18 protein-coding genes are annotated in these 21,608 nt (G+C 67.4%); 5 read left to right on the forward strand and 13 right to left on the reverse strand.

The genetic code is table 11. From position 1 onward, the window contains the following. Positions 1 to 41 precede the first annotated feature (41 nt). Genes AC6HZP_RS05720 through AC6HZP_RS05735 form a run of 4 tightly spaced genes read left to right on the forward strand, consistent with a single transcriptional unit; the run spans position 42 to position 5,528 of the window. Positions 42 to 1,607 (forward strand): ABC transporter substrate-binding protein, encoded by a 1,566-nt coding sequence (locus tag AC6HZP_RS05720; RefSeq protein ID WP_497525756.1) that lies wholly within the window; start codon positions 42 to 44, stop codon positions 1,605 to 1,607. Further along, entirely contained in the window at positions 1,607 to 3,706 is a 2,100-nt protein-coding gene (locus AC6HZP_RS05725; RefSeq protein ID WP_497525757.1) for an ABC transporter ATP-binding protein, read from the forward strand. The genes AC6HZP_RS05720 and AC6HZP_RS05725 overlap by 1 nt, the downstream gene beginning before the upstream one ends. Further along, positions 3,703 to 4,584: an ABC transporter permease gene (locus AC6HZP_RS05730; RefSeq protein WP_497525758.1), complete on the forward strand. Its 882-nt coding sequence runs from the start codon at positions 3,703 to 3,705 to the stop codon at positions 4,582 to 4,584. Before AC6HZP_RS05725 ends, AC6HZP_RS05730 begins: the two co-directional genes overlap by 4 nt. Continuing rightward, complete coding sequence (locus AC6HZP_RS05735) at positions 4,581 to 5,528, forward strand: ABC transporter permease (RefSeq protein WP_201402673.1); 948 nt, start codon at positions 4,581 to 4,583, stop codon at positions 5,526 to 5,528. The genes AC6HZP_RS05730 and AC6HZP_RS05735 overlap by 4 nt, the downstream gene beginning before the upstream one ends. A gap of 348 nt (positions 5,529 to 5,876) precedes the next feature. Here the strand turns inward: AC6HZP_RS05735 and AC6HZP_RS05740 are convergent, their stop codons facing one another. The 13 genes from AC6HZP_RS05740 to AC6HZP_RS05800 all read right to left on the reverse strand — a co-directional run bounded on the left by AC6HZP_RS05740 (position 5,877) and on the right by AC6HZP_RS05800 (position 20,560). Further along, a complete protein-coding gene (locus AC6HZP_RS05740) occupies positions 5,877 to 6,944 on the reverse strand; it encodes an alanine racemase (RefSeq protein WP_497525759.1) in 1,068 nt (355 codons plus the stop codon). Positions 6,945 to 7,094: 150 nt separating this feature from the next. Further along, positions 7,095 to 7,934 carry an ABC transporter ATP-binding protein gene (locus AC6HZP_RS05745; RefSeq protein ID WP_497525760.1) on the reverse strand — a complete coding sequence of 280 codons (840 nt, stop codon included), beginning with the start codon at positions 7,932 to 7,934 and terminating at the stop codon, positions 7,095 to 7,097. Then, the gene (locus tag AC6HZP_RS05750; RefSeq protein WP_497525761.1) at positions 7,931 to 8,950 is read right to left on the reverse strand and encodes an ABC transporter ATP-binding protein; all 1,020 of its coding nucleotides are present in this window, start codon (positions 8,948 to 8,950) and stop codon (positions 7,931 to 7,933) included. Before AC6HZP_RS05750 ends, AC6HZP_RS05745 begins: the two co-directional genes overlap by 4 nt. After that, positions 8,947 to 9,867, reverse strand: coding sequence for an ABC transporter permease (locus tag AC6HZP_RS05755; RefSeq protein WP_497525762.1), 921 nt, complete (start codon positions 9,865 to 9,867; stop codon positions 8,947 to 8,949). The genes AC6HZP_RS05750 and AC6HZP_RS05755 overlap by 4 nt, the downstream gene beginning before the upstream one ends. Positions 9,868 to 9,881: 14 nt before the next feature. Beyond that, on the reverse strand, positions 9,882 to 10,829 hold the full coding sequence (locus tag AC6HZP_RS05760) for an ABC transporter permease (protein WP_497525763.1): 948 nt from the start codon (positions 10,827 to 10,829) through the stop codon (positions 9,882 to 9,884). Positions 10,830 to 10,911: 82 nt separating this feature from the next. Continuing rightward, positions 10,912 to 12,453 (reverse strand): ABC transporter substrate-binding protein, encoded by a 1,542-nt coding sequence (locus tag AC6HZP_RS05765; protein WP_497525764.1) that lies wholly within the window; start codon positions 12,451 to 12,453, stop codon positions 10,912 to 10,914. Positions 12,454 to 13,011: 558 nt separating this feature from the next. Further along, the gene (locus tag AC6HZP_RS05770) at positions 13,012 to 13,824 is read right to left on the reverse strand and encodes an ABC transporter permease (protein WP_497525765.1); all 813 of its coding nucleotides are present in this window, start codon (positions 13,822 to 13,824) and stop codon (positions 13,012 to 13,014) included. After that, entirely contained in the window at positions 13,821 to 14,717 is an 897-nt protein-coding gene (locus tag AC6HZP_RS05775; protein ID WP_497525766.1) for an ABC transporter permease, read from the reverse strand. The genes AC6HZP_RS05770 and AC6HZP_RS05775 overlap by 4 nt, the downstream gene beginning before the upstream one ends. Continuing rightward, positions 14,714 to 15,814 (reverse strand): ABC transporter ATP-binding protein, encoded by a 1,101-nt coding sequence (locus tag AC6HZP_RS05780; RefSeq protein WP_497525767.1) that lies wholly within the window; start codon positions 15,812 to 15,814, stop codon positions 14,714 to 14,716. The genes AC6HZP_RS05775 and AC6HZP_RS05780 overlap by 4 nt, the downstream gene beginning before the upstream one ends. Before the next feature lie 80 nt (positions 15,815 to 15,894). Further along, positions 15,895 to 16,914 carry an ABC transporter substrate-binding protein gene (locus AC6HZP_RS05785; RefSeq protein WP_497525768.1) on the reverse strand — a complete coding sequence of 340 codons (1,020 nt, stop codon included), beginning with the start codon at positions 16,912 to 16,914 and terminating at the stop codon, positions 15,895 to 15,897. A gap of 109 nt (positions 16,915 to 17,023) precedes the next feature. Beyond that, a complete protein-coding gene (araD1, locus tag AC6HZP_RS05790) occupies positions 17,024 to 18,046 on the reverse strand; it encodes an AraD1 family protein (RefSeq protein WP_497525769.1) in 1,023 nt (340 codons plus the stop codon). Beyond that, the gene (locus AC6HZP_RS05795) at positions 18,046 to 18,822 is read right to left on the reverse strand and encodes an SDR family NAD(P)-dependent oxidoreductase (RefSeq protein WP_497525770.1); all 777 of its coding nucleotides are present in this window, start codon (positions 18,820 to 18,822) and stop codon (positions 18,046 to 18,048) included. The genes araD1 and AC6HZP_RS05795 overlap by 1 nt, the downstream gene beginning before the upstream one ends. A 7-nt stretch (positions 18,823 to 18,829) precedes the next feature. Beyond that, the gene (locus AC6HZP_RS05800) at positions 18,830 to 20,560 is read right to left on the reverse strand and encodes an IlvD/Edd family dehydratase (protein ID WP_201402691.1); all 1,731 of its coding nucleotides are present in this window, start codon (positions 20,558 to 20,560) and stop codon (positions 18,830 to 18,832) included. Positions 20,561 to 20,790: 230 nt separating this feature from the next. Between AC6HZP_RS05800 and AC6HZP_RS05805 the strand changes: the two genes are divergently transcribed. Further along, positions 20,791 to 21,603: an IclR family transcriptional regulator gene (locus tag AC6HZP_RS05805; RefSeq protein ID WP_201402692.1), complete on the forward strand. Its 813-nt coding sequence runs from the start codon at positions 20,791 to 20,793 to the stop codon at positions 21,601 to 21,603. The last annotated feature ends 5 nt before the right edge of the window (positions 21,604 to 21,608 follow it).

The raw sequence follows: 21,608 nt of genomic DNA on the forward strand, positions 1-21,608 counted from the left end.
GCTTCGTTAACCCAGACATACACCAAGGGGGGAACACCAGCATGAAGACGACCCTATTTCGAACACTCCGGCGGCTGGGGTTCCTGTTTCTCGCCGCGACCGCGCCCGTCGCCGTCGGTGGCGCCGGCTGGATCGCTCCGGCGCAGGCCGAGGAGGCGGCGCTGAAGGGCGGCACGCTCCGCGTCGCGGTGCTCGCGGACCTGACCAATTTCGATCCGCAGCAGTTCTCGACGGTGAACTTCCACCTGATCAAGAACCTCTATGACAGCCTGATCGAATACACCGCCGAAGGCGAGGCGGTGCCGAGCCTGGCGACCGCCTGGACCATCGCCCCCGACAACCAGTCGGTGACGGTGACGCTGCGCGACGACGTCACGTTCCACAGCGGCGCCAAGCTGACCTCGGCCGATGTCGCGGCGACGCTCGCCAAGGCGGCCGATCCCGAGCGCGGCAAGAACGTCTACGCCACCATGTCGATCGTCAAGGACTGGGCGACGCCGGACGACAACACCATCACCATCAACTTCAAGGCGCCGGTGCCCGAGCGCCAGATCACCGACCTCCTGCAGTTCACGATCCCGATCGAGGCAAAGGGCATCGACACCGTCGAGACCGTTCCGGCCGGAACCGGCGCCTACATGCTGGACAGCCGCACTGTCGGCCAGGGCCTGTCGCTGAAGGCCAATCCGAACTACTGGCGCAAGGGCCAGCCGGTCGCCGAGAAAGTCGATTTCACGATCTTCAGCGAGGACTCCTCCGCCAGCGCCGCACTCGAATCCGGCGCGATCGACCTGATCTATGGCGGTTCCTCGCGCAGCGCCGTGCGCCTCAAGGACGCCGGCTACCAGGTCCTGCGCGGACCGGGCCCGCTCGTGCAGGTGTTCCGCATCAATTCGACCCGCGGTCCGTTCCAGAACGCCAAGTTCCGCCAGGCCTTCAACCATCTGATGGACCGAGAAGGCATGCTGCGGGTCGGCTATGCCGGCCTCGGCGAGGTCGTCGCCCTGCCATGGGCGCGGGCAAGCCCGGCCTATGACGCGGCCTACACGGCCGAATTCGCCTATGACCTCGACAAGGCCAAGGAACTGCTCGCGGCTTCCGGCCTCACCCCGGCCGAGATGAGCAACTGGAAGATGCTGGTCTGGGGCAGCGACGAGCCGAGCGTCGTCCTGAGCCAGATCGCGCAGAGCGCGCTGGCCGAGGTCGGCATCAACATCGAGCTCGATGTGCGCCAAGGCGCCGAATATACCGAGGCGCAGCTTGCCGGCGATTACGACACCACCTTCGGCGCCGTCGGCAACGTGCAGAAGTTCCCGTCCCGCGTCGCCACCAACAGCATCTACCGCGTCGTCAAGAACCCGGTGCTGAAGGATCCGCATCCCCATCCCGACTATGTCGACGCCATCAACCGCGTGAACACGACCTCGGGTCCGGAAGCCGATGTGAAGGCGGCCTACGACCATCTGAACCGCGTCCTCGTGACCGATGCCTTCGCCGTGCCGATCAATTCCTACGACACCGGCCTCGTCGTCGCCGCGCCGAACCTCGGCGGTCTGGCGCTCGACATCGACAACCTGTTCGTCGCGCGCACGGTGGGCTTCCAGTGATGCAGGCAGGCACCGACGCCCCGCCGGCAAATCCACGCGCGATCGACCCGGTGCTCTCCGTCCGGGGACTGAAGGTGGATTTCGGCGGCGAGGCGCGTTCGGTGCCCGTCGTCCGGGGCGTCGATTTCGACGTCTTCCCGAATGAAGTGCTCTGCATCGTCGGTGAGTCCGGCTCGGGCAAGAGCGTCACCTCCCTCGCGGTCACCGGCCTTCTGTCGGAGACCGCGCGGGTCAATGGATCGATCCGGCTCTGCGGCATCGATGTCACGACCGCCGCGCCGGAAACGCTGCGCCAGATGCGCGGCCGCGATGTCGGCTTCATCTTCCAGGACCCGACGACGACGCTCAATCCGGTGCTCACCGTCGGCCGCCAGATCACCGAGGGCGAGGTCGCGCATGGCCGCCTGAAGAAGTCCGAAGCCCATGGTCGTGCGGCAGAGCTGCTGCGCGAGGTCGATATCGCCGATCCGCAAGGGCGGGCGGGCCAATATCCGCACCAGTTCTCCGGCGGCATGCGCCAGCGCGCCGTCATCGCCATGGCGATGGCCGGCCAGCCGAAGCTGATCATCGCCGACGAGCCGACCACAGCGCTCGACGTCACCGTGCAGGCGCAGGTGCTCGCCGTGCTGGCGCGTCGCCAGGCCGAGTTGGGCTCGGCCGTCATCCTGATCACGCATGATCTCGGCGTCGTCGCCGAAGTGGCCGACCGCGTCGCCGTCATGTATGGCGGCCGCATCGTCGAAACCGCGCCGGTCGCCGAAATCTTCGAGAACCCGCGCCATCCCTATACGCGCGCTCTGCTGCGCAGCGTTCCGCGCATCGACACGTCGGACTCGCGGCTCGATCCGATCCCGGGCCAGCCGCCCATTCCCGGCGCTCTGCCGAAAGGCTGCTCGTTCCAGCCGCGCTGCGCCGTCGGCCGCGATCAGCCGCTCTGCATTGCCGAGGAGCCGTCGCTCAGCGCCGTCGGCGACTTCAGGCAGTCGGCCTGCCATTTCGCCGAGAGGCTTCCGGCCGAGACGGTGGCGGCCGAACCGCGCGTCCACGCCGAAGCGCCGATGTCCAAGCCCGAACCGCTCCTCGCCGTCGAGGGGCTGAAGGTGCATTTTCCTATTCGGACCGGCGTGCTCCGCCGCACCACCGGCTGGGTCAAGGCGGTCGACGGCGTCAGCCTCTCCGTCAATCCGGGCGAAACGGTGAGCCTCGTCGGCGAATCCGGCTGCGGCAAGACGACGACCGGCCGCGCCATCATGGGCCTGATCAAGGCCACCGGCGGCAGCATCCGCTTCGCCGGCCGCTCGATCCGCGATCTCGACGGCGGCGCCATGCGCAAGGCGCGGCGCGAGATGCAATATGTCTTCCAGGATCCCTATGCCTCGCTGAACCCGGTTAAGTCGGTCGAGGACATCGTCGCCGAGCCTCTGAAGATCCATGGCATCTATGACGAGATGGGCGGCGCGCGCCGCATCGCTGAGCTGTTCGACATGGTCGGCCTGTCGCGCACCATGCTCGGCCGACTCCCGAGCGAATTCTCCGGCGGCCAGAAGCAGCGGATCGGCATCGCCCGCGCGCTGGCGTTGCAGCCGAAGCTCCTGATCCTCGACGAGCCGGTGGCAGCGCTCGACGTCTCGATCCAGGCGCAGGTGATCAACCTGCTGCAGGATCTGCAGCGCGAGCTCGGCCTCGCCTATCTCTTCATCGCGCACAACCTCTCGGTCGTCCGCCACGTCTCCGACCGCGTCGCCGTCATGTATCTCGGCCGTATCGTCGAGGAGGGGACGCGCGACGGGCTCTATGATCTTCCCGTCCACCCCTACACGCAGAGCCTGCTGTCGGCGGCGCCTGTGCCGGACCCGGCCGTCCGCGATACGCGGCGGCGGATCGTGCTCGAAGGCGAGATCCCCAATCCGGCCTCGCCGCCCTCCGGCTGCACCTTCCATCCGCGCTGCTTCCGCGCCACCCCGCTCTGTTCGGCCGAGGCGCCGATATTCGGGCGCCATCCGGGCTTCGCGACGCGGACGGCCTGCCATCACGCGGGGCCGCTCGCCGCGGGCCATCGCAACGTCTTCGCCCCGGTCGCCCTGGAGGCCGCGTCGTGAGCCGTTTCCTTCGCAAGACGCTCTCGATCCTCGGCCGGCTGATGGCGAGCAAGGGTTCGGCGCTGGCGCTGATCTTCCTGGTCGTGGTCACGCTCCTGGCTGTTTTCGCCGACTTCCTGCCGTTGAACCCGGTGGCGCAGAAGCTCGCCAACGCGCTGAAGGGGCCGTCCGCCACCAACTGGTTCGGCACCGACGAGCTCGGCCGTGACATCCTCGCCCGCGTCGTCTTCGGCGCGCGCACCTCGCTCATGACGGCCGGCGGCGCCGTCGCGATCGCGGCGCTGGCCGGCGTGCCGATCGGCCTCGTCGCCGGCTTCTTCGGCGGCTGGCGCGACGCCGCGCTGATGCGGCTCGTCGACGTGCTGCTGGCGCTGCCGGCGATCCTGTTCGCCATGGCGATGATCGCCGTGCTCGGCCGCAGCCAGGCGGCAGCGCTGATCGCGGTCGGCCTGACCGGCATCCCGAGCTTCGCCCGCATCACGCGGGCGCAGGTGCTGACGCTCAGGAAGCGCGATTTCGTCACCGCCGTCGAGGCGTTTGGCGGCACCGCGACCTACAACATGTTCCGCACCATCCTGCCGAACTCGTGGAGCCCGATCTTCGTGCAGGTTGTCGTGCTCTGCTCGGTCGCGATCCTGCTGGAAGCGGCGCTTTCCTTCCTCGGCGTCGGCGTACCGCCGCCGACCCCAAGCTGGGGCGAGATGCTGCGGACAGGAAAATCCTACCTGCATGAGGCGCCCTATTACGCCGTGCTGCCCGGTATCGTGCTGACGCTCACCATCCTCTCCTTCGACGTGCTCGGCCGCGCGCTTTCCGGCCTGCTCGAAGGCCGCCGCGATGTCGTCATCGCCCCGAAGGCCGAAGAGGTGACGTCATGATCGGCTTCGTGCTCCGCCGTCTCTTGCAACTGGTGCCCGTGCTGCTGCTTGCCTCGATGGGCATCTGGGCGATGATCTACGCGGTGCCGGGCGGGCCGATCGGCGCGCTCGCCGGCGAGAATGCCAGCCCCGAGCAGATTGCCGCCGCGACCGCGCAGTTCGGTCTCGACCGGCCGGTGCTGGTGCAATATGCGGAATGGCTCTGGAACGCGCTTCGCGGCGATTTCGGCATCTCGATCCGGGGCCGCGCGCCGGTGCTGGAACTGATCGGCCAGCGTCTGCCGGCGACGCTGCAGCTTGCCGTCGCCGCGACGATCGTCTCGCTCGTCATCGGCATTCCGGTGGCGATCGCCAGCGCGCTGCGCCCCGGCTCCTGGCTCGACCGCGTGCTCTCCGGCTGGAGCGCCATGGCGCTCGGCGTGCCGACCTTCTGGCTCGGCATCCTGCTGATCCTCGTCTTCGCGGTGGAGCTGCGCTGGCTGCCTTCGGCCTCGACCTATGTGCCGTTCTGGGAAAACCCGATCGGCGCGCTGCGCAACGTGGCGCTGCCGGCGCTGACGCTCGGCATCTACGTGTCCGGCATCCTGGCCCGCTTCCTGCGCGCCTCGCTGGTCAGCGAACTCCGCGCCGATTATGTGCGCACGGCGCGCTCGAAGGGCCTGCCGGAGCGGCAGATCGTCGGCGTCCACGTCCTGCGCAACGCGCTGCTGCCCTTCATCACCATCGTCGGCCTGATGATGGCGAACTTCATCGGCGGCGCGGTCGTGACGGAGGCGGTGTTCACCTATCCGGGCATCGGTCGCCTGCTGATCCAGGCGATCTCGACGCGCGACTACCCGCTGATCCAGGGCTGCATCGTCGTCATCCTGATGCTCTACATCGCCATCAACCTGGCCGTCGACGTCCTCTACGCCTACATCGACCCGCGGATTGACTATCGGTGAGGTCTGTTGCCGACCGCTCGCTCCGCTGCCGCCCCACGCTCGCCGTCATCCCGGGCTTGACCCGGGATCCATCCAGCCGGGTTGGCCGACGTGCGAGATTCCCTGGATCGCGGCTGCATGGATCCCCGCCTTCGCGGGGATGACGGCCAGGGTTGAACGGACAATCGCGGTGGGACGGTGAGGCCCTTCCTTCACCTCTCCCAGAGGGAGAGGTCGGCTCGAAGAGCCGGGTGAGGGGATGCGGCTTCTCCGGATGGGTCTGAACCCCTCACCCGCCGGCCTTCGGCCGTCGACCTCTCCCCATGGGAGAGGTGAAAACCGAGAGCCGGCCGCGGTTCGAAGAAGAACTCAATCCGACAGGCCGCGGGCCTCGATCGGCCAGATGTCTTCCAGCTTGTCAGCGCGCACGACGTGCAGGAAGTCATGCAAATTGGCCGTCGGGTCGCAATGCGGGACGCTGCATTCGAGGCGGGTGCCGATCGGCGGCACCGGCCTGCCGGGCAGGGAATCCAGCCGGCCGAACTCGTCGCCGACGAAGGCGATCGTGCCGATTTCTCGGCCGTCGAGATAGGCGCGGGGCGGCGGGCCGTCGACGGCGAAGCTCTTGCTGCCGGCGTCGACGATGGCGTCGCCATGCAGATTATGCGCGATCACCGTGACGACGACGAAGAGGGCGGTGCCGAAGACGTCCGCTCCCGATCCGTGCAGGTCGACCCGGCGATAGTCCTCGTCCATGAACACGTAGGAGCCGGCCTGCACCTCGGTCAGGACCTTGTCCTCGAGATCGAGCAGGTGGCTGCCCGTGCCGCCGCCGGTGACGATGGCGGGCGGCAGGCCGGCTTCGTCGAGCGCGTTGATGATCGCCAGCAGCCGGCCCATGGCGATCCGGTTCTCGGTCCGCCGCGCTTCGTGGTCGAAGATGTGCTGGACGAAGCCGGCATAGCCCTGCACGCCGACGAAGCGGAGCGCCTCCTCGTCGGCGATCTGCTGGGCGAGGGCGACGGCGCGCTCGGGCGTCGCGACGCCGGTGCGACGCTGGCCGACATCGCATTCGACCAGCACGTCGAGGCGGACGCCCGCCTCGCGCGCCGATTCCGCATAGTCGGCGACCAGGCCGGGGCGGTCGACGACGACGGTGAGGATGGCGCCGCGTCGCGCCGCCTCGGTGAGGCGGTCGATCTTCAGGCGGCTCGCGACCGGACCTCTCCCTATGGGAGAGGTGAAAGGCAGCCTTCGACGTTGAAGCCCGACGCCCGCCCCACGCTCGCCGTCATCCCGGGCTTGACCCGGGATCCATCCATCTGCGCCTCGCTGCCGGGATTTGCGCGCGAAACGCCCGAGGCCTCGGCTGCATGGATCCCTGCTTTCGCAGGGATGACGGCGGAGGTTGGGGAGAGGGCGGGCGACTTTCTTCACCTCTCCCAGAGGGAGAGGTCGGCGGCCGTAGGCCGGCGGGTGAGGGGTTCAGACCCATCCGGAGAGGCCGCAACCCCTCACCCGGCTCTTCGAGCCGACCTCTCCCTATGGGAGAGGTGAAAGGCAACCTTCGACACTGGAGAGCGTCACCTACGCCAGCGCGTTGCCCGCCAGCCCCGCCTCGACGGTCAGAATCGCGCCGACGAGATTGCGCGTCGCTTCCGCCTGCGGCTTCGTGAAGAGGTCGAGCGGCTTGCCGACTTCGACGATCTTTCCCGCCGACATTACCGAGACGCGGCTCGTCGTGTAGGCGACGACGGAGAGGTCGTGTGCGATGAAGACGAGGCTGAGGCCGAGCTCGCGGACGAGGTCCTTGAGCAGGTTCAGCACCTGCGCCTGGATCGAGACGTCGAGCGCCGAGACCGGTTCGTCGGCGATCAGCACCTTCGGCGCCGGCATCAGCGCGCGGGCGATGGCGATGCGCTGCAGCTGGCCGCCGGAGAACTCGTGCGGATAGCGCTCCAGCGCCTGCCGGCTCATGCCGACTTGGTCGAGCACCTCGTGCACGCGGGCGGCATGGTCGCCCTCGATCTTGAGCGCCCGCAGCGGCTCCAGCAGCGACAGGCCGATGCGCATCCGGGGGTCGAGCGACGAGCGCGGGCTCTGCATCACCACCTGCACCGAACGGCGGAAATTCCGCCAGCGTTCGCCGTCGCCGGCCCAGACATCGGCGCCGTTGTAGAAGACGTGGCCCTGCTTAGGCGTCTCCATGCCGGTCAGGATGCGCGTCAGCGTCGTCTTGCCGGAGCCGGATTCGCCGACAAGGCCGACTGCCTCGCCGGGGCGGACGTCGAAGCTGACATTGTCGAGCACCGTCAGCGACGGCCGCGCGCCGAGCAGCGACTTGCGGTTCAGCAGGTAGGTCTGCGTCACCTGCCGCATTTCGAGCAATGGCGGCGTCAGGGGCGTTTGGTTCAGCTGTCGGGTCATGACGCGGTCAATCCGGCTTGGGCGGCAAGCTCCGCTCCGGCTCCGATCGGATGCCAGCAGGCGGCGCGGCGGCTGCCCTGGTCGAGTTGCGGCACTTCGGTCCGGCAGCGTTCGCTGGCGGCGGCGCAGCGCGGATGGAAGGCGCAGCCCTTCGGCAGGCTGTGCAGCGGCGGCACCATGCCGGGGATCGAGGCGAGGCGCGAGCTGCCGTCGAGGGCGATGTTGTCCATGGTCGGCTGCGAGTCGAGCAGACCCTTGGTGTAGTGGTGCCGGGGCGCGCGGAACACTTCCGAGACGGGGCCCATCTCGACGATGCGGCCGGCATACATGACGGCGACCGTGTCGCACATCGCCGCGATGATCGGCAGGTCGTGCGTGATCATCATCAGCGCGCAGCCGCGCTCCTGGACGGCGCTGTTGAGGAGGCGCAGCACCTGCTTCTGCACGGTGACGTCAAGCGCCGTCGTCGGCTCGTCGGCGATGATCAATTGCGGATAGCAGGCGAGCGCCATGGCGATCATGACGCGCTGGCGCTGGCCGCCGGAGATCTCGTGCGGATAGGCGCGCATCAGCTGCTCGGGGCGCGGCAGCGACATCTGGCGGAAGAGCTCCAGCGTCTGCGCCTCGGCCTCCTGCTTGCTTGCCCGCGTGTGGCGGCGGATGACCGACGAGACCTGGAAGCCGATGCGGCGCACCGGATCGAGCGAGGAGAGCGGGTCCTGGAACACCATCGAGAGGGTGCGGCCGCGCCGGCTGGAGAGCGCCTTGTCGGACTGGGTGATCAAGTCGACGCCGTCGTGACGGACGCTGCCGTCCGCCTGCCAGCCCATCGGCAGCAGGCCCATCAGCGACAGCGCGGTCAGCGTCTTGCCGGAGCCGGATTCGCCGACGAGGCCCATTCGGCCGCCGGCTGGCAGCGTGAAGTCGATGCCGCGCACGGCGGTCAGCGCGGTGTTGTGCACGACGAGGTTTTTGACCTCGAGCGCGTTGGGCCGGCTTTGCTGGGGCTTCGTCATGAGGCCCTCCGGGCGAGCTTGGGGTCGAGCACGTCGCGCAGGCCGTCGCCGAGCAGGTTCAAACCGAGCACCATCAGCACGATGGCGAGGCCGGGCCAGATCGCGAGCGGCGACGACACGCCGACCTGCTGCTGCGCTTCGTTCAGCATCAGCCCCCAGGAGATCGATGGGCGGTGCACGCCGACGCCGAGATAGGAGAGGCCGGCCTCGGTCAGGATGCCGGCGGCGAAATAGAGCGTGAACTGGACGATCATCACGCCGGCGATGTTGGGCAGCACATGGCGGGCCAGCACGAAGATCTTGCCGCGGCCATAGAGCTTAGCAGCGGTGATGAAGTCCTCGTTCAAGACGCCCATCGCGGCGGAGCGGATGACGCGGGTGAAGGAGGGCGTGAAGAAGGCGGTCAGCGCCAGGATGGTGGTGAGCGCGCCGGAGCCCATGGTGGCGGCCAGCACAAGCGCCGTCACCATGCCGGGGATCGACAGCAGGATGTCGGCGCCGCGCGAGATCGCCTCATCGGCGATCTTGCCGGAGGCGGCGGCGGCGAGGCCGGCGATGGTGCCAAGCAGCAGGCTCAGCGTCGCGCCGCCGGCGCCGACCAGGATCGAGGTGCGCGCGCCAACCATCAGCTGAGCGATGATGTCGCGGCCGAGCACGTCGGTGCCGAGCCAGTGGCCGGGCGTGCCGGCCGGCAGCAGGCGGTTGCGGATCACCGGGATGTTGGGGTTCGACGGCAGGTAGAAGAACGAGACCAGCGCGACCGTCAGGAAGATCGCGGTCAGGATCAGGCCGAGGATGAGCGAGGCGTTGCGCGGCAGCCTGCGGCGCGGCTTGCGCTGCGGCGGCGAGATCGGCACGCCGGAGCCCGGCATGCCGGCGGGCGCGGGAGTCTGGTGGGATTTGCTCAGGGTCATCATGTTGGTTCTCCCGCTCACCGGCTCGACCGGACGCGCGGATCGAGGATGCCGTAGAGGAGGTCGACGAGGAGGTTCACGCCGATGACGAAGATGATGATCAGCATCACGGTCGACTGCACGACGATCACCTCGCGGGCGGCGACGTTGGCGAGCATCATCCGGCTCAGGCCCGGCAGCGAGAACACCGTCTCGATGATGACGGTGCCGCCGATCAGCTCGGCGATCTGCAGGCCGACGATGGTGACGAGCGGCAACGAGGCGTTGCGCAGGCCGACCTTCAGCAGCGCCTCGGTGCGCGTCATGCCGACGGCGCGCGCGGTGCGCAGATAATCCTGGTTCATGACGTCGAGCACGGCGGAGCGGACATAGCGGATCAAGACGGCGGCCATGATCAGGCCGAGCGACAGCACCGGCAGCACCAGCGAGCGGATCGCGCCCCAGGGGCTCACCGACCAGTCGGTCCAGCCGCCGGTCGGCAGCCAGCCGAGGCGGACGCCGAAGAGCAGCGACAGAAGAATGCCGGCCCAGAACACCGGCACGGCGACGCCGACCTGGCTGACGAGGGCGAGGATGGCGCCGGACGGCGTGCCGACATTGCGCGCGGCATAGGTGCCGACGGGAATGGCGATGATCAGGCCGAGGATCAGCCCGGAAAGCGCGAGCGGGATCGAGACGGAAAGCCGCGCGGTGACGAGGTCGGCGACGCTCTCATTGGTCCGGAACGAGCGGCCGAGATCGCCGGAGAGCATGTTGCCGATCCAGTCGAAATACTGGACGAAGAGCGGCCGGTCGAGGCCGTAGCTGTGCGCGAGCGCGTCGATCGCCTCGGGCGTCGCGCCCTTGCCGAGCACGACCGCGGCGACATTGCCGCCGGCGCCCCGGATCAGCAGGAAGATCGCCACCGAGGCGATGAAGATGGCGCCCAGGAAGAACACCAGTTTGCGCAGGACGTAGATCGCCATCAAGCTTTCCCGGAGAGATGCAGGGGATGCGGCCGCCGCCGGCCCGGAGGCGGGCGGCGGCCGTGTCTTGGGCCTGTGCGGCTTACCAGTGCAGCTTGTTGAGCTCGATCGCGACGTTGACGCGCGGCTCCTCAAAACCCTTCAGGTCGGGATTGAAGAGGCCGACGCCCTTCTTGGCGATCAGCGGGATGATGACCGCGTCCTTGCGCAGGATGTCGGCGGCCTTCTTCATCTCGGCCGTATAGGCCTCGTCGGTCAGCGCCACGTCGGCGTCGGCGAGCGCCTTGGTGTAGTCGGCCGAGCAATAGGTGCTCCAGCCGGCCTTGGTCGGATCCGGGCAGGCCCACTGCACCGGGTTGGCGTCGCCCGACATGATCGTCACGTCGAACTGCGGAGGCCGGCCCTGGAAGATCAGCTGCGAATAGCGCGCGAGGTCGATGGCGTTGCGGTTGACGTTGAAGCCGGCGCCCTGCATGGCCGGAACCATGATGTCGGCCGGCAGCGACAGGTCCGGCACGTCGCTGAGCGAGGCGTATTCGAGCGGCGTGCTCGCATAGCCCTTCTCGGCGATCGTCGCCATCGCGCCTTCCATGTCATACGGGAACGGGCAGGTCTCGGCGTTTTCCGGCGAGTACCAGACCTGGTTCGGCAGCGCGAAGGTGCAGGTGTTCTCCGCGCCCCAGGCCGCGCCGAAGGCGTCGTTGTAGGACTGGCGGTCGAGCGTCCGGGCGATGGTCTCGCGCAGTTCCTTGTCGAGCTTCTGGTTCAGCACCGCGTAGGTCGGCTCGCCCACCTGCGGATAGGTGACCAGCGTGTACTTCTTGTCGAGCCCGCGCTTCGAGAGCTGTTCCCAGAGATCGATGGTGATGACGGGAAGCGAATCCACTTCGCCGGCTTCGAGTGCGTTGAGGCCGGCCGTGCCGTCGGTGACGATGCGGACGGTGACGTTCTCGACCGCCGGCTTCTTGCCCCAGTAGGTCGGGTTGGCGGTGAACTCGAAGGCGCTGTTGGTGGTGTAGTTGGCGAGCTTGTAGGGGCCGGTGCCGATCGGGTTGGTGGCGATGTTGGCGGCGTTCGCCTCGGGCTGGATCAGGCCGGAAATCGCACCCATGCCGCGCCAGAAGTTCTGGCTCGGGCGGGAGAGCGTCACCTTGACCGTGTGGTCGTCGACCTTCTCGATCGCCGTCACCGCCTCATAGGCGGCGGCGTAGTCGACGACCGGGCTCGCCTTCATGGTGTTCAGCGAATAGATGACGTCCTCGGCCGTCACCGGCGCGCCGTTCGAAAACGTCGTGTCGCGGATCTTGAAGGTATAGGTCAGCTTGTCGTCGCTGATCGTCCAGCTCTCGGCGACGCCGGGCTCGACGCTGCCGTCCTTGTTGAAATAGACGAGCGGCTCGACGATGTTGGCCGGGATCCACAGCCGCATCGCCGTCAGGTTGCTCTTGACGAAGTCGAGCGTGCCGGGGTCCTGCCGGGCGACGAGGATCATCTTGTTCTCGGCGGCGCGAGGCGAGGCGGCCTCCGCCGTCGTGGCCAGGCCGCCGAGGGCGCCGGCGAAGAGCGTCGCTGCGGCCGTCAGCAGGCCGAGGCGCTTGGTGATCGAATTCCGAGTTCCCTGCATCTTTCAGTTTCCCTTCTGGAAGTGGCGGACGCTGCGGCGTCTCTTCATGCGTGATCTAGGCGGTCACGTTCCCAACGGTGTCCGGGCTGTCGCGTGCTGCGACGCGTCTTGGTCTTGCATCCCGTGTGGTTGCGCGCCGGAGACGGCCGCGCCGCAACACCCTCCCAATGTCGTTCCATGATATGGAACAAGAATTTCTTATATACCGCCGCAGTTTGTATAGGATGCGGCAGGAATGCAAGTCGCATCCCAAAAATGCCGTTGCTGAAGAATGCTGTGCCACGGATTTACGTCGCCTGCGTTCTACCGGATGGAATGCAGGCCTTCCCGCTTGCCCGAGCCGGAGCGCGGGGCGGCCTTGCCTGGCAGGCGCGCGCACGGAACGGCGATCGCCGGCCGGGCATCCGGGCGGAGTTCGAATCTGGAAAGGTTGGGGATTCTTAGCCGCCTTCGATGGCGAGGCGGCGGCCCCGGCCTCCACGCTCGCGGCAATAGGGGCGCGAGCGGAGCGGGAGAGCCCGTCCCGTCGCTTGTCGCGACGAGACGGGAAGGGGCGGCCTAGTCCTCGTCGGAGCCGGCGACGGCCGATTTCGGCATCAGGAAGCGGACGGCGACGAGGCAGAGCAGGGTGGTGAACAAGAGCACCAGCGCCACCAGCGCGTTGATGTCAGGCGTGAAGCCGAGCCGCATCATCGCCCAGAGCCGGATCGGAAGCGTGCTCTGCGTGCCGGTGACGAGGAGCGTGATCATCGTCTCGTCGAAGGAGAGCGCGAAGGCGAGCACCGCCGCGCCGACCATCGCGCTGGAGAGGTTGGGCAGCAGGACCAGGCGGAAGGTCTGCCAGCGGCTGGCGCCGAGATCGTAGGAAGCCTCGACCAGGCTGCTGCTCAGCGATTGCAGCCGCGTCAGGATGGTGCGGTAGACCAGCGCCAGCACGAAGACGGTGTGGCCGATGATGATGGTGACCAGAGAGCGCTCGAAATCGACCTGCCGAAAGAAGATCAAGAGCGCCAGGCCGGTGATGATCGGCGGCATCAGGAAGGGCAGGAAGATGATGAACTGCAGGAAGGCGCGTCCCTTGGCGGTGGGCGAGGTGTAGTAGAGCGCGATGCCGGTTCCCAGCGCGACCGAGCAGACGACCGCGCCGATGCCGACGACGAGCGTGGTCCAGAGCGCGTTGAGCACGCTCTCATTGGCGGCGAGCGCGACATAGGCCGAGGTCGTCGGCTGCGACCAGTCGACGGCGCCCTGGTGGATCGTGAAGAAGGACGAGACGATCGGCACCATCAGCGGGCCGTAGAGCAGCACGAAGACGACGAGCGTCATCAGGATCAGCAGAGCGGGGGCAAGCCTGTCGGCGAGGCGGGTCATCGCGGGCCTCCCTGCTGGCGCTCGACGCTGCCGCCGAGCCGGATCGCGACGATCACCACGGCAGCGAGGATGACGGAAAGAGCGGCGCCGAACGGCCAGTTGAAGGCGGTTCCGAACTGGCTGTAGATGATGCGCCCGAAGGTGAAGCCCGACTGGCCGCCGACCATCTGCGGCGTCAGGAAGTCGCCGATCGCCAGCACAAAGACGAAGCTCATCGCCGACAGCGTGCCGGGCATGCTGAGCGGCACGGTCACGCGCCAGAAGGTCTGCGCGTTGCTGGCGCCGAGATCGGCCGAGGCATGGCGGAGCGCCTTCGGGATGCGCTCGAGCGACAGGAAGATCGGCAGCACGGCGAACGGGATCAAAAGCACGGTGAGCGTCAGCAGCACCGCGTTCAGATTGAAGACGAACAGCATGGACGGCTTGTCGATCAGGCCGGTCGCCAGCAGCGCCTTGTTGAGCATGCCGTTGCCGCCGAGGATGCTGCGCACGGCGTAGATCTTGATGACATAGCTCATCAGGAGCGGCACCAGCAGCAGTACCAGCAGCATGTAGCGGCGGCGGCCGCGCAGCGTCGTCAGGAAATAGGCGACCGGAAAGGCGAACAGCACGCAGAGCACGGCAACGGCCAGGCACAGCAGGCAGGTGCGCCAGAAGATCGGCAGGAAGATCGGATCGGTGAAGAAGCGGACATAATTGGCGACCGTCGGCGTGAAGACGATGTTGCCCTTGTCGACGCTGAAGAACGAATAACCGAGGAAGAGCGCCATCGGCGCCAGCACGAACCAGAACGGCACCGCATAGGCGGCGAGTGCGGCGAGCCAGGGCGTCAGCCGGCTCGGCCCGGCATGGGCGGCCGGTTCGGCGCCGGCGTCGAGGGTCTGCCCGCTCATGCCGGCACCAGGCGGCAGGCGCTCGCGGGCACGACGAAGGTGACGGCGTCGCCGGGCGTGAGCGGTGAGCCGCCCGGACGGCTCGGCATGCGCGCCTTGAGCGACAGAGCGGGGTCGTCGAGCGCGGTGGCGGTCGCAACCGTCGAGGCGCCGGCGAAGGCGACCTGGCCGATCGAAACGAGGAAGCGGTTCTCGCCGGCGAAGTCGTCGCCGATCGCCACCGCCTCGGGGCGGCAGACCGCGAAGGCCGGGCTGCCCACCGGCGCTGCCGCCATTGCGGGCTGGCCGTCGACGGAGCAGATCACCCGTCCGGCGCGGGTCTCGAGCGCCCGCGTCTGGCCGTTCAGCGGCCCGAGCGTGCCCGGAATAAGGTTGTTCTCGCCGAAGAACTTGGCGACGAACTCGCAGCTCGGCCGGTAATAGACCTCGTGCGGCGAGCCGATCTGCTGGATGCGGCCGCCATTCATGACGCAGATCCGGTCGGCCATGGCGATCGCCTCTTCCTGGTCGTGGGTTACGAACAGGAAGGTGGTGCGGATCTCGGTCTGGATCGACTTCAGGAAGGTCTGCATGTGGCGGCGCAGCTCGACGTCGAGGGCGGCGAGCGGCTCGTCGAGCAGGATCAGGCGCGGCCGGCAGATGATGGCGCGGGCGAGCGCCACGCGCTGGCGCTGGCCGCCGGAAAGCTGGGCCGGATAGCGCTTGCCGAGCGGACCGAGCTGGACCAGTTCGAGCGCATCGGCGACGCGCTTGGCGATCTCGGCGCGCGGCGTGCCGCGCACGGCCAGGCCGTAGCCGACATTGCCCTCGACGGTCAGATGCGGAAACAGCGCGTAGTCCTGAAACACCGTGTTGAACGGGCGCTGGTTGATCGGCATCGCCGCGATATCGCGGCCATCGAGCAGGATCTCGCCGCCGGACGGCTTGGTGAAGCCGCCGATCAGGCGCAGGATGGTGGTCTTGCCCGAGCCGGAGGGCCCGAGAATGGTGATGAACTCGCCATCGCGGACGTCGAGATCGACGTCGTGCAGGATCGCGGTCGCGCCATAGGATTTCGAAACCGACCGCAGTTTCAGGAGCACACCGGCTTCGTTCATCGCCACTCCGGGACCATCAGCAAGGAGAAGGAACCGTCCGCGCAGCGCGCGCGGACGGGGATCTGCGTTCGGGCGAGCGCTTACGGCGCTGCCTTGATCTCGTTCCAGAGGTCCGAGCGCTTCAGCGGGTCTTCGACGTTCTCGATCCAGACGAGCTTGTCGCCGTCGCTGGCATTGCTGCTGGGGACGACGGTGTTGCCGAAGCCGGTCCGCTCGGAGAGCTGGGCGCCGATCTTCTTGTCGAGCAGGAAGTTGACCCACTTCGCCGCTGCCGCCTCGTCCTTGACGCCACTGGTCATTGCCCAGTTGTCGAGCCAGGACAGCGAGCCCTCCGTCGGCGCGACATAGGCGACGTGGGCGCCGACCTTCTGCAGCGCCTTCAGCTGCTGCTGGCCGTAATTGGCCCAGATCAGCGCGACGTCGTTGTTCTGGTAGATCTGCATCGCCTCGTCGGCGGTGGTGTAGAAGCTCAGCGTGTTGCGCTTCAGATCGACCAACTTGTCCTTGATCTTGGCGAGCTGTTCGTCGGTGAGCTGGAACGGGTTCTCGATGCCTTCGGTGAGCGCGGTGAAGGAGAAGTTGTGCTCGCCATTGTCATAGGCCAGCACCTTGCCCTGGTACTGCGGATCCCACAGCACGGTCATCGAGGTCGGGGCCGGCTTCACCTTGTCGGTGTCGTAGATCAGGCCGATCGAATCGAAGCAGAACGGAATGCCGTAGGCCTTGCCGTCGCGGGTCATGCCCTTGATCTTGGAAAGGTCCTTGAAGCGCGGCAGCGCCTCCTGCTGGTTCGGGATCTTGGTGAGGTCCCACGGCTTGACCAGGTTGGCGTCGATATAGCGCTGCAGCTGGGCCGTGTTGACGGCCATGACGTCGAAGTCCTTGCCTTCGCTGCCCTTGATCTTGGCCCAGATCTCGTCGTCGCTGCCGACGAAGACGACATCGACGTCGATGCCGGTCTCCTTGGTGAAATCCTTCACCCAGTCCGGGTCGGCATAGCCTTCCCAGGCGAGGACGCGCAGGGTTTCGGCCGAGGCGCTGGAGGCCCACAGGCCGGCCGCCAGCGCCGCGGCGCCCAGAACATGTTTGAATCCGATCACGACATTTCTCCTCTGGCTGGTGTCTGGTGGTGTGGAGCCCCTTGGCCGCGGTGACGGCTGGGGCTCTCTTGCTTGGTTCAGTCCAGTTCTTGGTAGAGGTCCGCCGACGTCAGAGCGGCGTGACGGAGATCCGCTTTTCCTCAGGCCCGGCCGTCATGCGGTTGCGCAGCGGCTTGCCGAAGGTCGGCGAGACGATCTCGAACTCGTCGTTCACCTCCGTCTTGAAGTTGGAGGCGTAGCTCATCGCGTCCGCGCCGAAGAAATAGGCGTGCAGGTCGCCCGGCCGGCAGAACATCGGATAGCGGAAGTGATAGTGCTCGAGATTGGCGATCGAGTGCGACATGTGGCTTTCGCCCGACAGGAACGCCTCGTCCCAGACCACCTTGCCGTCGCGGATGACGCGGACATTGCCCGAGACTTCCTGCGGCAGCTCGCCAAGCAGCAGCTCCGGCCCGAGCGAGCATTCGCGCAGCTTGGAATGGGCGAGGTAGAGGTAGTTCTTGCCCTCGGTGACATGGTCCGAGAAGTCGTTGCCGAGCGTGAATCCGATGCGGCGCGGCTTGCCGTTGCCGTCGACGACATAGAGGCCGACGATCTCGGCTTCCTCGGCGCCGGCGAGCGCGAAGCCCGGCAGTTCCAGCGGCGCGCCGGTCGGCACGACGCAGGTGCCGACGCCCTTGAAGAACCATTCCGGCTGGATGCCGATCTCGCCCTCGGCCGGCTTGCCGCCCGCGAGGCCCATGCGGAAGATCTTCATCGAGTCGGATTCGTCCGCGTCCGGCCCGTGCGTGTCCATATGCATGCGGTTGCGCGCCGTGGCGCTGCCGGTATGGGTCAGGCCCGTGCCGGTGATCAGGAAGCGCGCCGGCTCCGGATGGTCGAGCGGCGGCAGCACGCGGCCGGCCTTCAGCACCGTGTCATAATCGATCGCCGCCTCGCGCGGGCTGTTGGCGACCAGCGCCTCCAGCCCGGTGCCCGTCTCCAGGCTGCGCTGCACCAGCTCGTGCGTGGTGGCGAAGCCCGCGAGCGGCAGCAGCGTCTCGCCATCGGCGCCGACGACGGCGACCTTGCGCTCGCCCGCCTCGGTCTTGAACTGAATCAGCCTCGTGCGGCCTTGTTCTACGCCGTGCATCAGACCCAACCCCCGTCAACGATGAAATGCTGCGACGTGCACATCCGGCTATCGTCGGCAGCGAGAAAAAGCGCCATGCGCGCGATGTCGGACGGCTGGACGCGGTCCTGCAGGCACTGGCGATCGGCGATCTGGCGTTCGCCCTCCGGCGTCAGCCAGAGGCGCACCTGGCGTTCCGTCATGACCCAGCCCGGGATCATGCAGTTGACGCGGATGCGCTCCGGGCCGAACTCGCGCGCCAGCGCCCGGGTCAGGCCGGTGATGGCGGCCTTTGAAGTCACATAGGCCGGGCAATCGGCGTCGCCCACCATCCAGGTGATCGAGCCGAAATTGATGATCGAGCCGCCGCCGGCGTCCCGCATCATCGGCCTGACGGCCTGCGCCGCGAAGAACTGGTGGCGCTGGTTGACCGCGACGCGGTCGTCCCAATAGGCAACCGTCACGTCTTCGGTGCGGTGGCGATCGTCATTGCCGGCATTGTTGAGCAGGACGCGGATGGCGCCGTGCTTCTCCTGCGTCGCGCGGATGGCGGCCTGCAGCGCCTCGATGTCGCGCAGGTCGCAGGGGATGAAGTCCGGCGCCCGGTGCCCGTCGGCGCGGATGCTCTCGACCACGGCGCGCGACGCTTCCTCCGCCATGTCGACGAAGGTGACGATCGAGCCCTGCGCGCAGAAATGGCGGACCAGGCTTTCGCCGATGCCGCTGCCGCCGCCGGTGATGAAGACGACGCGGCCGTCCAGGCTCGGATATATCGCGAAGGGGAAGTCGTGTTCCATCAGCGCCTCAATGGGAATGGCGGGGGATGCCCGCTTCTCGTTTGCCAAGAAGGAAGTCGAAGTCGCAGCCCTCGTCGGCCTGCAGGACGTGTTCGACGAAGAGTTTCTGGTAGCCGTTGACGCCTTCATGCGTCGGCGGGCTCCATTCGGCGCGCCGCGCTTCGAGCTCCGCGTCGGAGACGTCGAGATGCAGGCGCCTTCCGGCGACGTCCAGCTCGATCATGTCGCCGTCGCGCACCAGCGCGAGCGGGCCGCCGGCGGCGGCTTCCGGCGCGGTGTGCAAGACGACGGTGCCGTAGGCGGTGCCGCTCATGCGCGCGTCGGAAATCCGCACCATGTCGGTGACGCCCTGCTGCAGGAGCTTGGCGGGAAGCGGCATGTTGCCGACCTCGGCCATGCCGGGATAGCCCTTCGGGCCGCAGTTCTTCAGCACCATGATGCAGCTGGCGTCGATATCGAGATCGGGATCGTCGATGCGCTTGTAGTAGTGCTCGATGGTCTCGAAGACGACGGCGCGGCCGCGATGCTGCATCAGCGCCTCGGTCGCCGCCGACGGCTTGATGACGGCGCCGCCGGGGGCGAGATTGCCGCGCAGCACGGCGATGCCGCCCTGCGGCGTCAGCGGTTCCTCGAAGGAGCGGATGACCTCGCCATTATAGTTGGGCGCATCGGCGACGATCTCGCCGATGGTCGGGCCGGCGACACTCGGCGCGCTGCCATGCAGCAGGCCGTGCTCGTCGAGCACGCGCATGACGGCGCGCAGGCCGCCGGCATAATAGAAGTCTTCCATCAGGTAGCGGCCGGACGGCATCAAGTCGACGATGGTCGGCACGTCGCGGCCGAACTTGTCCCAGTCGTCGAGCGACAGGTCGACGCCGAGGCGGCGGGCGACCGCGATCAGGTGGATGACGGCGTTGGTCGAGCCGCCGATCGCGCCATTGACGCGGATGGCGTTCTCGAACGCCTCGCGCACGAGGATCTTCGACATCTTCACGTCGTCGCGTACCAGCTGCACGATGCGGCGGCCGGATTCCTGCGCCAGGATGGCGCGGCGGGAATCGACAGCCGGGATCGCGGCGTTGTCGGGCATGCCGATGCCGAGCGCCTCGACCATCGACGCCATCGTCGAGGCGGTGCCCATGGTCATGCAGCTGCCGGCCGAACGGCTCTGGCCCTGCTCGGCGGCGAGGAAGTCGTCGACCGACATGCGGCCGGCCTTCACGTCCTCATAGAACTTCCAGACATGCGTGCCCGAACCGATCGCCTTGCCGCGGAAATTGCCGTTCAGCATCGGCCCGCCGGAGACGGCGATGGTCGGCAGGTCGCAGCTGGCAGCGCCCATCAGCAGCGCAGGCGTGGTCTTGTCGCAGCCGACCAGCAGGATGACGCCGTCGATCGGGTTGGAGCGAATCGATTCCTCGACATCCATCGAGGCGAGGTTGCGGAACAGCATCGCCGTCGGGCGCATGTTGCTCTCGCCGAGCGACATTACCGGGAATTCGAGCGGGAAGCCGCCGGCCTCGTAGACGCCGCGCTTCACATGCTCGGCGATCGTCCGGAGATGCGCGTTGCAGGGGGTGAGCTCGGACCAGGTATTGCAGATGCCGATCACCGGCCGGCCGTCGAAGACATCCGGCGGATGTCCTTCGTTCTTCATCCAGCTCCGGTGCATGAAGGCATTCTTGCCCGCTCCGCCGAACCAGGAGGTGGAGCGATATTTGCGTGGCTCGTCGGCCATGGACGCCTCTGGGTATGTTTCTTATTGAAAAACACTATTCTGTATTACATGATGGTCGTCTCTTTCCCCGTCCAAGTCAACAGACCGTCTGCACGGATGGAACATGCGGGATTGCGCTTGGCCGGATAAAATTCGGCTGCTAGAAGTTTCGCATTGAAGAATGATGTTTCTTGTCGCCAAAGAAGTGACCGCGTATCGATGGCGGACACCTCCGGAAGGATCGACTGCCGATGACCGACGAACGCTACCGGGTGCAGAGCCTCGGCCGTGCCCTCGATTTGCTCGACAAGATCGCCGAAAGCGGCCAGGCCGGCGCGCGGCTGACCGATCTCGCCCGCGATATCGGCCTGTCGAAGCCGGCGGCCTATGCAATTCTCGTCACGCTCCGGGCGCGCGGCATCGTCACCGATATCGGCGAGGGCATGACGCGGCGCTATCGGCTCGGCCTGTCGCTGCTGCGCCTCGGCGATCTCGCCGTGTCCAATACGGGGCTCGCCGACATCGCGCTGCCGATCCTGCGAGACCTGACGCAGATGATCGGCATGACCTCCCGCGTCGCCATGATGGATGACGGTTTCGCGGTGGTGATCGGCCGCGTCGACGCCCCGGGCGCCATTCGCTTCAACGCGGCGCTCGGCCGGCGCGAGCGTCCGCACTGCTCCGGTGTCGGCAAGGTGCTGCTGGCGGCGATGCCGCGCGCCAACGCGCTGGAGCTCGTCGAGCGGGTCGGCCATCCGCCGAGGACGCCGAAGACGCTGAGCACGATCGAGGCGCTGAACGCGGATCTCGACCAGATCGCCGTTCGCCACTATGCGATCGACGACGAGGAAGACCACGAGGGCATCATCTGCGTCGCTGCCGCCGTGTTCGGGCGGGACGGCCAGACGGTCGGCGCCATCAGCGTGACGACGCTGAAGCAGCTTCTGCCGCTCGAGGCGGTCGGCTCGATCGCAGGGCCGCTGGTCCAGCACGCCGACCTGATTTCGCGGGCGCTGGGCGGCCCGAGCGCCGCCGAGGCCTGGCTGCTGCGGCCGCAGGGCTAGCGCCG

The organism is Kaistia sp. SLG-1 (assembly GCF_059699055.1).